A 12,220-nucleotide genomic window follows, 5' to 3' on the forward strand; every position below is an offset into this window, starting at 1 on the left:
ACATGCCAATGTTTGAATACAAAGGACGTACCGAGGACGGCATGATGGTCAGTGGCGTACAAGAGGCCGCAGACCTGGATGCGCTGGGCGCCGCACTCATGGTGTCTAGAATTACACCGATTGAAATCAAGCAAAAAGCGGCGGGGGCAATGGCCTTCAACCTGTTTGAAGAAAAAGTCACCAGCCTGGATGTGATGCTGTTTAGCCGTCAGATGTATACCTTGCTCAAGGCGGGGATCCCGATCATGCGGGCGTTGGCAGGCATTCAAAATTCAGTTGGCAACCCTAAATTGGCGCAAGTCGTCGGCCAACTGCGTGTGAGCTTAGACTCTGGTCGCGAACTATCCGTGGCACTGACTGAACACCCCAAAGTATTTGATAACTTTTATATCAGCATGATCCGCGTTGGTGAAGGTACTGGTAACCTCGATAATATCTTTTTACGGCTGGCAGAGCACATTGAGTTCGAGCGCTTTATGCGCGGACAAATCAAATCGGCCCTGCAGTACCCCACGTTTGTGATGATTGCGATGGCGATTGCCATCGTGGTGATTAACGTGATGGTGATCCCACAGTTTGAAAAGGTCTTTGCGACCATGCATGCGGATTTGCCATTCATCACTAAAATGCTGATCGCGTTTTCAAATTTCATGCGCAATTACTGGTTTGTGTTGATTGGCATGATGGTGGGGGCTGTGTGGACATTTAAATCTTATACCAGCACCCCTGCTGGGCGCTCGCAGTGGGACCGTATCAAAATGCGTATCCCTATTGCGGGCAAAATCATTTTTAAAGGCACCATGGCAAGATTTGCGCGAAGCTTTGCGCTGTCTACCCGCAGTGGCTTGCCTATTCTCTCTGCATTGCGGCTCGTTTCTCAAACGGTTGAAAATGACTACATCGCCGCTAAAATTTTAAGCATGTCGTCTGGGATTGAGCGTGGTGAAACGATCCTGCGTACGGCCACGCAAACTGGGGTATTTAACTCTTTAGTTTTGCAGATGATTGCTGTCGGCGAGGAGTCTGGCTCACTGGATGACCTCATGCAACAAATTGCTGATATGTATCAATCTGACGTGGAATACGACGTGAAAACCTTGGGTGCTCAGATCGAACCGATATTGATTATCTTTTTAGGTATTTTGGTGTTGATACTGGCACTAGGGGTGTTTTTGCCGATTTGGGACATGAGTTCAGTCATGCTCAAAGGTAGTTAACAAAGAGTAGTGAAAGAGGGGGCGTTTTTTGTCGTCAAAAAAAGTGAACAGGCAGTGATGGATAAAGATGGACCAAAATTGTCTGGCATACTTTTTGCTGATGGGGAGTTGGCGCAGTTATTACCTGCCACTGTGAGAATAACGGTAGGGATCTTTTGATTAGGAGTTTGAGTGATGAAAAAACAAGCTGGTTTTACATTAGTTGAATTAGTAGTAGTTATTGCTGTTTTAGGTATTTTAGCGGCGACAGCGTTACCGAGATTTGTAAACGTACAGGCAAGTGCTCAGAAAGCTGCTGCAAACGGGCTTGCAGGCTCGATTGTGTCTGCATCTAACTTAGCAAGGGCTGCATGGATTGCAGGAGGTAGCTCGGGCGCAAATATTACGATGGATACTAGTACCGTTGCTGTAGGTGCCGCGGGTTGGCCGACTGCTGCAGGCATTAAAGCTGCCTTGCAGGACACAGCAGGTTTTAACGACACTGCTACTGCAGGAACATTTGTGAGAAGCGACTCTACTTGCACTGTGACATACAACCCCACTAACGGAACTGCAGCAGTTGGCGGTTGTTAATTAATTAAGAGTTTTATGCGAAATTTATATGAAAGGATTTACCTTAGTTGAACTTGTTGTGGTGATTGCTGTGATGGCTGTTTTGGTTGCCATTTCAGCTCCTAGGTTCGCAAATGGTGATATCTTTGAAACCCGCGGTGACGCGGGTTTACTTTCATCCACTATTCGCTATGCGCAAAAAACCGCGGTTGCACAGCGTAAAAATGTGTTTGTGTTGCACACAGAGGCCAACCCGGATGTCGTCAGACTTTGTTTTGACCTTGCTTGTAATCAGGCGGTGATTAACCCTGAAACTGCCGGCGCTTATGTGTTTACGAGTGCTAAAAATGTGGACATCCGTGCACAAAATGCGAGTTTGGGGTTTGATGCGCTGGGCCGTGCGGTGCCAGATGCAGCGAGTAGTTATACTGTTACAAATAGAAAAAATAATGCCCAGTCCGTAATCATTAACGTTGAGGCAAACACGGGATACATCCACTAATAATCTATTCGGTTTATCACTGAATGATGCATATGACCAAAATAGTCACTCACCGCCATCCTTTGCACCTGCCCTTCGGCAAACAAGCGCAGCTCGGCTTTTCGCTGGTTGAGATGGTCGTGTTTATTGTGATTGTGACGACAGCCATCGCCGGGGTGATTGGTGCCTTGGCTTTTATGAGTGGCCACTCAGCCGACCCATTGGCGCGTAAACAGGCCATCGCCATCGCCGAGTCGCTGATGCAAGAAATTCAGCAGATGCCTTTTTCTTTTTGTGATCCGGATGATGTGAACGCGCCTACTGCCTCTGGTTATGGCGATTGCACCAATCCGCAGAATGCCAGCCTCAATGGCCCGACCCCTGCCACCGAGAGTCGCTACAGTGCTAATAATCCTTTTGATAACGTGGCCGATTATGGCGGATTCACCATGCCCGGTGGCGGCTGTGCCGGTATTTGCCGGATTGGCGACGCTACTGCGCTTGCTGGCTTGAACGCTTACTCAGCCTCTGTCGCGATCTCGCAAGTGGGCGGGGCGGGCGCATTTGCTGCGATCCCTGCCAATGGAGCGCTGCAAATTGTAGTCACGGTCAATGGGCCTGCTAATACCACCATTCGCCTTACCGGCTTTAAGGTTCGTTATGCGCCGCGCATTTAAACAGCCTAGCGCGCGCATGGCCGGGTTTACCCTGGTGGAGCTAGTGATCGTGATTGTGGTCATGGCCATTTTGGGTGGCATTTCGGTCAGCTTTATTAAAAACTCAGTATTGGCGTATGTGAACTCCGAGGCTTATTTTGAGTTGGCTGATCGCGCAGACTTTTCATTGCGACGCATGTCGCGAGATATTCGTAATGCGTTACCCAACAGTGTATGGGTGTCGGCAGCAGGCGATTACGTTGAATTTGTGCCGATTAAAGCGGGTGGTCGTTATCAGCAAGATTCACTAGATTTTACTCAAGCAGCGGACGATTTTACGGTGCTTGGGGAGCCTGTTTCGGTGGCGAATGGTGACAAGCTGGTGATTTACAACCTCGGCATTGCTGGCGCCGACGTCTACAACGGTGACAATATCCGCGCCTTGGCTACTTATTTTGGCAACAACTTATCGACCTTGAGATTTTCCGGCGGTACTTTTCCCTTACCTTCTCCTGCCAGCCGTTTTTACGTGGTAAACACTGCAGTGGCTTACGTGTGTGATCTACCCAATCGGCGCTTGTTGATGGTCTCCAACATCGCGATGCCTTCGGCACATCCGGCCAATTTTAATGGTGCCAATGCCAGCGTGGTGGTTGAGGATGTCACTGGTTGTAATTTTACCTACACTGAGGGCGTGATGCAGCACTCCGGGGTCATCACCGCAGAGTTGGTGCTCACAAGAAACGGCGGCGTGGCCCGGCTGGTCAACTTAATCAATGTGGTGAATTCGCCATGAAAAGTATTGCTTATCGCGCAAAGGGTTTTATGTTGCCTGTGGCAATATTCCTGCTAGTAACGTTGGCTGCTTTGGTCGGTTACGCCATGCGCCTGTCTGTGCTCGCCCAAGTAGGAACGATTCAAGACGTGCAGGGGGCGAATGCCTATCTAGCAGCCAGAGCAGGCGTGGAGTGGGCAGCATACCAAGTATTGGCGCCGGGTTCTAACGCCATACAAAACTGCCCGGCCGTGCCTGCGCCGTTTACGATTAATGGGTTCAATATTGTGCTGACTTGTAATCGAAGCGTGCCCAAAGACAAAGGCAACACGCAAGATATCGGCATCTACAGTATTACCTCTACCGCGTCGGTGGGGGTGGCTGGCAGTCAGGATTATATTGAGAGAAGAATTGCTGTGACTCTGAGCCGCTGTTTATATAACGACCCTGCTGGCGAGGAGTGTAATTAACGAGGAATATTCATGCCAAGGTTGATTAAAGGTTTATTAATCAATTTACTTTTAATCGTGATGCTAAGCTACTCTGGATTTGCTTGTGCTGTCGTAACGCAACTCAACAAGAACGGTGGTACAAACAGCAGCAATGGTCTACAGATTAGTATTTCAGAAACCACGCAAATGCAGGTCAAGCGACTGGGTAGTGGCCAACTTTACAACCCAGGATCATTCCCTGATAACAATTTATTGGATAATGGGGTCTACATACGCTTCAACAACAGAATGTATGGCTTGAGACACTTTGCCTATTCAACCCCGACAGCTTTCAACTCCGATAGCATTACCGCTGAGCAACCAACCACTGTTTCACAGGGCGTAACCCAAACCGCAACGTCCACGCTGGTGTTGACCTCTTCATCCTTAAGCACGCCTAGAGTCTCCATTGCATGGAAATACACCTACCCGCTCGATTACGTGACGGCAGAAGTCACGTTGACTATTCCTTTAACGGCAACGGTTAGCGCGAGTAACCCAGTGCGTTACTACCATGCAGTCGATACCTATCTGGGCGGTAGCGACAACGGTTGTGGGGTACGTTATACCGATACAAATGGCAAGTTAGTGGTCGGGACCTATCCGCTTTCAAACAACAACTGTCCCTCTAGCAATGCACTCCCCCCCAACTTAGATGTGGTGGAATCTTTCCGCGAACGCTCTGGTAAATTTGACCATTATTGCGTCGGTTTTTGGAGCGATTTTTGGAGCACAGCCTCAAACGCCCCTGGTTGTGCCATCAGCAAAACAGGCAGTCTCGCGGATACCATTTCTACAACCTATCAAGATACCGGCGCCGCGATTGAGTACGACTTTACTGCGCCCGGTATTTACACTTTTAGTTATGATTTTGTGGTCGGGTCAACCTTTGTGCCTAATTATGACCATCTTGAAATTCGCCATGGTGGTAGTGCGACCCTGTGCCCGGCTGAGATAAAAGTACTGGCTTGCCTGTCGTCTGCCGTGCCTTGCCCTGATAACCAATTGGTGAGCTCCGGCAGTTTGCAAGGCAGTTTAACTTTTTCACCGACGACGCCTGCTGTGAGCGAGTCCCCAGATCCGTTTGATGTTGGCTCGAACCAGTCGATTGCGACAGTGACTGTGCAAGGCACAGCCGCGGGGACTTATACCTTAGGAGCCACCGGGCTGACCAAAACCCCGTTGAGTGGGGTCAAGTGCTACAACACTGCCAACAATTCACAAAACTGTAGTTTCACCTTCACCAATACGCCTTGCGTAAGTACTTTTGAATGCATGGAAAACAGTCTCACGTATAACAACCTGCAAACTAATGGCTCTGCACGCAACCCACTTTACACCAAAGTGTTGGGGCAAAGTTTTGATGTTGATGTGGTTGCTTTGCTGGCCAATGGCGCTCAATCCTCAGGCTATAGCGCAACACTTGGCCTGACCGTCAATTTAGTGACTGACGATGCGGGCAGTTGTGGTTCGACCATTGTGGCCACCAAACAAGTGGCCTTTGCTGCCGCTGATAATGGGCGCAAAAAAGTCACGTTTGCCTCGACCGATTTGTTGCGGGCGTACCCTAATTTGCGCTGCAAAGTCACGGACCTCGCTTTACTCAAAACGGGTTGCTCTTCTGATAACTTTGCGGTTCGCCCACAGTCTTTAACAGTGGCATCCACGAATGCGACGCAGTCCTCGCCTTCTCCATCCTCCACCCCCGTATTCAAGGCTGGGGTGAGCAGTACAGATACAGGTACGAATTTTAATTTGAATACATCAAGTGGCGAACTGGGTTACAACGGCACCCCGCTGATTGATAACACCAAACTTGTTGCTCATTCGGGTGCGCCAGTGGTTGGTCAAGTCAATGGCAGTTTTCCGGCAGCCACGCTCGGTAGCAGCTCGGGCAATGCCTTTAAATACAGCGAGGTAGGCCACTTTAAAGTCTCCGCGCAAGGCGTTTATGACAACAGTTATACCGCAGTGGATAGCGCAAAAGGCGATTGTGATGATGTCAGCGCGCCTTTTGAAAATAACCCCAGCGTCACCCCTAAAAAATATGGATGTCGTTTTGGTAATACCTCAGAGAGCAGCTTTTTTGGTAGGTTTATTCCAGATCATTTTACCGTCACCCCCAATTTAGCCACCACCTTGGCGTGCAATACGTTTGTCTATTACGGCCAAGACACCGCCACCACTCCTGGGTTACTGACGCCGTTTACGCTGATCGCGCAGAATGCTGCCAACGCGACGACGCAAAACTACACAGGCAACAGTTACGCCAAGTTTGATCTTTCAGGCTGGAATAATTATCGCTTCAGTACCACACCGCTCAATGGCGCGACGTTATTAGCGAGTCAGATGTCGCCAGCCGTCACGGGTACCTGGAGCAATGGTACGGCCAGCGTCAGCGCACGTCATCGTTTGTCGCGGCCTGCATCAGAGGTCAACCCAGCCAATGTGGTGTTGTCTGCCCAGCCACAAGAAACAGACAGCACCGTGCTGATCGATTCCACGCAAACAGCACTCACGGGTAGCATTCCTTTCCGCTACGGGCGCTTGGCGGTCACGCCTGCCCATGGCTCCGAGCTTTTGCCCTTGGTGGTGCCGATAGAAGCGCAGTTCAGAAATAATGGGGTGTACGTCAGAAGTCAGAACGATAGTTGTACGACAGTCCCGTTGTCGAGCATTGTCATGCGTAATTACCGGGGTAATTTAAATGCGTGTGAAACGCAGCTTAGCGGTAGTGCAACCATGGCCAGCGGTGTGCTAAACATGCGACTTAGCGCGCCCGGCATGGGCAGTGATGGCAGACCCAATACCGGCAGTGTCGACTTAGAGGTCAATCTAGGGGCGGTGAGTGGCAGCGAAATGACGTGCCTGAGTGCCGCGCAGTCAGCCGCCACCAGCGGGGTATTGACATGGTTTGGCAGTACAGATCCCACTGCACGTGCCTCGTTTGGTATCTACAAAGCGCCCATCATCTACATGCGAGAAAACTTCTGATGCAAACAAATTCGCCGAATCCGATGGTTATGCGCTTTTTATCGAGCATTTAAATCAGCCCGGCAGGCACTAAAGTTGCTCTACATGAAATAGAAACATCCATGCGTCACAAATTGGTACTTTTACAACGGATGAAAGATGTGTGTTTTGCCGCATGGGTAGATGGCTTTGACGATAAACTTTATTGTGTATACTAATTTTCGATTCAACTTGAAGTATTGATTGTTATACATTGATTTTAAATAAAAAAAATTTAGGAAGATAGATAAACCGCCATGGAATGGTTTAAACGACAAAAGAACAAGCAGCAAGTTGGTGTGAGTTATACCGACATGCATGTCAGCACTGTCGCCTTGACGCCGTCATCCACAGGGGTCAAACCAGTGGTCTCATTCGCTGCTGTCGAGCAGGTGCCCTTGCACGCCACCTCCACATTACGTCACTTTGTGACTAAAAATGACCTGAAAAACTTGCCTTGCAACCTGGTGCTGAGTGTCGACCAATACAACATCGTTCAAATTGATAAACCCAATATGCCGGACGACGAGGTGAAACCTGCGTTGCGCTGGAAACTCAAAGGCCTGCTGGACTATTCGGTAGAGCAAGCCGTGGTCGATGGCATTGAAGTGCCGATGGATCCTGCTTACGCCAATCGCCAGCCATTCATGTTAGCGATTTGTGCCAAAAAAGCACTGGTCTCTGCGGTGGGAAACCACGTGAGTGATGCCGGTTTTAATTTGAAATCCGTGGATGTGCATGCGCTGGTGCAGCGCAACATTGCCCACTTGCTGGAGCACGAAGACCGTGCGCTGGTGATGTTAAGTATTTTGCCGCGTGGCTGCTTGATGACTTTTACTGCCAAGGGCGAGTTATATCACACACGGTTGATTGAGTTAGACCGAGATTTTCTCAATGACCGTGGTGACTTATTTAAGAGTAATTTTGACAAACTGGTGCTCGAGTTACAGCGCTCACTGGACAGTTTTGACCGCCAGTTTCCTTACCTGAGCCTGAACCGCATGGTGGTGGCACCCGTCTCCAACCGTGATTACTTGGTTAGCGGGTTGAGTTCAAGTCTGTACGTGCCGGTGAATGTGTTTAACCTTGAGGATATTGCAGAATTGCCGGCAGATCAGGATTTTTCTAGCCTTGAAAAACAAGCCATGTTGTTGCCTGCGCTTGGTGCCGCCTTGCGCCAGGAGATCACAGCATGAGTCAGCAGATTAATCTGTTTGAAGGTGGTCTGGTTAGAGCCAAGGATTGGTTCACGTTACCCTTTGTCGCGCTGGTGTATGCAGTGGCGGCTGGGGTCATGTTTTATTTGTACACGGGTTTTGAGACAGACAACGCACAGTTGCAAATACAGCGCAATCAAGCTGTGAGCCAGTTTGAGGCGATGCAGAAAAAATTCGATACCTTAGCGCTACAGGTCGCGCCGGTGGATAACAGCAAACTAGAAACGGAGTTGAAAAACCTCCAGGCGCGTTTTGAGATGCAATCGCAAATGTTGGCCATTTTTCAACAATCGGTCTCCAGTGCCGCTGACCACCTGATTGATTACATGCGTGCCTTAACCGCGCAGCAACAACCGGGGCTTTGGTTGACAGGGTTCAAAATTGAACCGGCCTCGCAACATGTGTCGCTCAGTGGCCAAGCATTGCAGTCTGAACAGATTCCACTGTATCTGGATTTGTTGTCTGCGCAAAGTGTGTTTACGGGCACGCAGTTTGCCGGGCTACAGTTGAAACAACAGGAGTTACGCCTGCCACAAACGTCACTCGCGGCAACTAACGCTGCACAAGCGCCGGTGAGCCCAGCGCCTGAACCTGCCGGCGTTGGCAAAGGCGCGGCGGATGCCGGCAGCAATGCTATACCAGCTGTGGCTGCGCCGGTATCTACGAGTCCTTCGCCATCTGCACGCGAAGATGCGCAGACCTTGACCGTCTACGCTTTTGAAGTCAAAGGGCGCGACATGCAAACACAGGCAAAACGCGACAACACCTTAAGTTGGGATGCGTTTGTTCGTCAAACCAGTCAAGCCCAGCCGATTGCAGGAAAATAAGCGATGCGATTTGAGCAATTACAGACAATCAATGATAAATGGCTTGCGCTGTCACAACGTGAGCGCTGGATGGTGTTTGGCGCCGGCTTGTTGGCGGTGGTCGGTCTGATGGATACCTTTTTGCTAGAGCCTCAGCGCGTGCAGTTGGCAAGCACGCAGCAGGAAATTAGCAAAATTCAGAATGATACGGCCACGCTGACGGAGAAGATGACCACACTCGCCAGTCAATCGGCGCCGCAACCCATCAACAATGCCTTTCAGCAACAGATTGATGAGACCAACCAGAAAATCAACAGTCAATCTGCGGATCTGCTCAAAATATCTTCATATATGGTGCCGCCGCAACAAATGATCGCTTTATTGAAAAAGTTGCTGCAAAAACACACCGATGTGCAAGTGGAAGAAATGCAGTCATTGCCAGTGGTGGATTTTATTGAAAAGCAAAGAAAAGTATTACAGGCATCCACTGCGGCGGACAGCCCTGTTGGAACAGCCACTGGCAGTTCTGACGAGGCTTGGAAGAATGTGCCGCATGTCTATCAACATTCGGTAAAAATGCGCCTCAAAGGAAAGTATTTTGAGCTGATGGCCTATGCGCAGTCGTTGAAAGCCATTGGCCAAACGCTCGCTTGGGAAACTGCAGAGCTCAAAGCCGATTATCCGCAAAGCGAGTTAACGGTTCAGGTGTACACCTTAAGTGGTGAGAATGCATGGTTGGGGATTTAGCATGCGCTTGTTGATGATCACATTATTAATGACAGGGTTAGGGCAGGCAGGCATTGCTCGTGCGGATGGCATGGTGGACCCTACCAAGCCACCGGCCTCGGTGATGGCCTATTTGCCGAACGCGCAGACGCAGGCAGAGCAGCCTTGGGTACTGACCGCGATTCAAGAAAATGGCAAAACCGGGTTTGCGGTCGTCAACGGGCAGATGGTGCCAGTGGGTGGCAATCATGAGGGATTTAAGCTGACCTCGGTGAAAAACCGCCAAGCCCTTTTTATAAGCAAAACGGGTGAGAAAAAAGTGCTCAGTATGGGCTTGTCCAGTTTTATACCAGAGGCACCGCCACCCTTGGGAGCGAAAAAAGACCATCGGGCGAAAAAGATTAAAAAATCGGCCACACCTTTAAACTACCAAAAGATAGAAAACAAGTGACACACATTGCATGTTTCGCACCGGCAAGCATGCAAGGGAAATCAACAGAGAGACTGCTATGAAAACTTTTGTGAATACATTGGGTTTGATGATTATCGGCACCGGACTGGTCGGTTGTACCAGCAATCCGTTCGCCCCAAGCAATGTATCGATTAACCCTAAAATTCAAAATGAATTGGCGACCGCTGTGGCTAAGTCGCAATCGCAAGTCACCCCCCCTCCTAAAGAGGTGACGGATGAGTTGTTCGAGCCGGCCAAGATCGAGGCGCCAAAGGCATTAGCCAAACGCGTGGAGCCCAGATTTGACCTGGTAGTGAATAAAGCGCCGGCAGCACAGGTGCTGATGGGCATCGTGTCTGGTAGCCCTTACAGCATTGCTTTAAGTCCTGAGCTCAAAGGCGAAATCTCAATCAATTTACGCGATGTGACCTTATTTGAAGCACTGAATTCCTTGCGTGATTTGTATGGCTATGAATACAAAATGAATGGCAAACAGATCTTTGTTGAACCGCAAACGATACAAACGCGGGTATTTCAGGTCAACTATATTACGGGTTCACGCCGTGGCACCTCCGCGACCCGCGTCACCTCCGGTACTGCTAGTGGCTCAGGCGCTGGTGGTGCAGCCGGTGTGGCTGGCCAAGCAGCGGTATCAAACGGTTTCGGTAATGGGACAGGTACAGGGGTTGCAACTGGCGCTGGCGCCTCCGGTGCCTCTAATCTGCAAGTGTACGCCTCTGATGTGAGTATGCGGACAAATAATGATTTCTGGGAAGAAATTGGTGCATCCTTGAGTGGCTTGGTCGGTGAAGAAAATGGCCGTAAAGTCATCATTAATGCGCAATCCGGCATCATTATGGTGAAAGCCATGCCCAAAGAAATCCGTCAGGTTGAAAAGTTTTTGAGTCTGATGCAAGTGACGGTGGATCGTCAGGTGATTCTTGAGGCCAAAATCATCAAAGTGCAATTAAACCGAAATTCGCAACAAGGGATTAACTGGGCAGCGGTCAGAAATATCCGTGGACGCGACTACACCTTTGGTAACGTCGATGGCAATACCACCTTAGGCGAAACCGGCGCACTCACTAACGGCACACTCACCAGCACTGTGCCTGGTGCGCTGAGTAATAGCGCCCCCATCTCGATTGGTGGCTCAATGTTTGCGCTGGCCGTGCAAGGCAAAAACTTCTCGGCACTGCTAAATTTTCTTGAAACGCAAGGCAATGTAGAGGTGCTCTCTAGCCCGCGCATCGCGACGATCAACAACCAGAAGGCTGTGCTCAAGGTCGGTAACGACGCATTTTATGTCACGAACGTGAGAACCAATGTCACGACCACCACCGGCGGGGCGATTGTGACGCCTGATATTCAACTACAACCTTACTTTTCAGGCATTTCGTTGGACGTGACACCGCAGATTGATAAAGACGACAACATCACTTTGCATGTCCATCCTTTCATTAGTGATGTCACGCAGGTTAACCGTACCGTGAACCTATCGAGTGCGAATGGGGGGACGTATACCATTCCAACGGCGTCTTCCAATATTAATGAAACGGACAGTATTGTGCGCACCAAAGATGGCAACGTGATTGCGATTGGCGGTCTGATGTCTGAGTCGGTCGACAATACACGTACCAAAGTGCCCGGCTTGGGCGATGTGAAGTTTCTTGGGAATTTGTTCCGTCAGAAGGACCAAGCGAGTACTAAAACCGAATTGGTGATTTTGCTGAAGTCGACCGTGGTGCGTGGCGGTGAGAGCTGGGCGCAAGATCTACTTGATAGCCAAGATCGGGTTGATAAACTCAAGAGCGATACCAGTTTTTAGGAGCGGGC

Annotated in this window: 12 protein-coding genes; all 12 read left to right on the forward strand. The window is 49.9% G+C overall.

The window, feature by feature from the left end:
* Positions 1-2 precede the first annotated feature (2 nt).
* The 12 genes from FIT99_RS02060 to mshL all read left to right on the forward strand — a co-directional run bounded on the left by FIT99_RS02060 (position 3) and on the right by mshL (position 12,212).
* Complete coding sequence (locus tag FIT99_RS02060; RefSeq protein ID WP_140002448.1) at positions 3-1,217, forward strand: type II secretion system F family protein; 1,215 nt, start codon at positions 3-5, stop codon at positions 1,215-1,217.
* 174 nt (positions 1,218-1,391) lie between these two features.
* Positions 1,392-1,790: a pilus assembly FimT family protein gene (locus tag FIT99_RS12560; protein WP_140002450.1), complete on the forward strand. Its 399-nt coding sequence runs from the start codon at positions 1,392-1,394 to the stop codon at positions 1,788-1,790.
* A 28-nt stretch (positions 1,791-1,818) separates the two neighbouring features.
* Positions 1,819-2,271 (forward strand): prepilin-type N-terminal cleavage/methylation domain-containing protein, encoded by a 453-nt coding sequence (locus tag FIT99_RS02070; RefSeq protein ID WP_140002452.1) that lies wholly within the window; start codon positions 1,819-1,821, stop codon positions 2,269-2,271.
* 32 nt (positions 2,272-2,303) lie between these two features.
* Positions 2,304-2,927, forward strand: coding sequence for a type IV pilus modification PilV family protein (locus FIT99_RS02075; protein ID WP_223261244.1), 624 nt, complete (start codon positions 2,304-2,306; stop codon positions 2,925-2,927).
* 16 nt (positions 2,928-2,943) lie between these two features.
* Positions 2,944-3,702 carry a prepilin-type N-terminal cleavage/methylation domain-containing protein gene (locus tag FIT99_RS02080; RefSeq protein WP_140002454.1) on the forward strand — a complete coding sequence of 253 codons (759 nt, stop codon included), beginning with the start codon at positions 2,944-2,946 and terminating at the stop codon, positions 3,700-3,702.
* Entirely contained in the window at positions 3,699-4,151 is a 453-nt protein-coding gene (locus FIT99_RS02085; protein ID WP_140002456.1) for a hypothetical protein, read from the forward strand. The genes FIT99_RS02080 and FIT99_RS02085 overlap by 4 nt, the downstream gene beginning before the upstream one ends.
* A gap of 12 nt (positions 4,152-4,163) precedes the next feature.
* Positions 4,164-7,166: a DUF6701 domain-containing protein gene (locus FIT99_RS12415; protein ID WP_223261245.1), complete on the forward strand. Its 3,003-nt coding sequence runs from the start codon at positions 4,164-4,166 to the stop codon at positions 7,164-7,166.
* 275 nt (positions 7,167-7,441) lie between these two features.
* Positions 7,442-8,380, forward strand: a complete 939-nt coding sequence (locus FIT99_RS02095; protein ID WP_140002458.1) for a hypothetical protein — start codon at positions 7,442-7,444, stop codon at positions 8,378-8,380.
* Positions 8,377-9,228 carry a PilN domain-containing protein gene (locus FIT99_RS02100; protein ID WP_140002460.1) on the forward strand — a complete coding sequence of 284 codons (852 nt, stop codon included), beginning with the start codon at positions 8,377-8,379 and terminating at the stop codon, positions 9,226-9,228. The genes FIT99_RS02095 and FIT99_RS02100 overlap by 4 nt, the downstream gene beginning before the upstream one ends.
* Before the next feature lie 3 nt (positions 9,229-9,231).
* The gene (gene gspM, locus FIT99_RS02105; RefSeq protein WP_140002462.1) at positions 9,232-9,954 is read left to right on the forward strand and encodes a type II secretion system protein GspM; all 723 of its coding nucleotides are present in this window, start codon (positions 9,232-9,234) and stop codon (positions 9,952-9,954) included.
* A gap of 1 nt (position 9,955) precedes the next feature.
* Positions 9,956-10,384, forward strand: a complete 429-nt coding sequence (locus FIT99_RS02110; RefSeq protein WP_223261246.1) for a hypothetical protein — start codon at positions 9,956-9,958, stop codon at positions 10,382-10,384.
* Between the two features lie 58 nt (positions 10,385-10,442).
* Positions 10,443-12,212, forward strand: a complete 1,770-nt coding sequence (gene mshL / locus FIT99_RS02115) for a pilus (MSHA type) biogenesis protein MshL (RefSeq protein WP_140002464.1) — start codon at positions 10,443-10,445, stop codon at positions 12,210-12,212.
* The last annotated feature ends 8 nt before the right edge of the window (positions 12,213-12,220 follow it).

This window comes from Methylophilus medardicus (assembly GCF_006363955.1).
GTDB classification, from domain to species: Bacteria; Pseudomonadota; Gammaproteobacteria; order Burkholderiales; family Methylophilaceae; genus Methylophilus; species Methylophilus medardensis.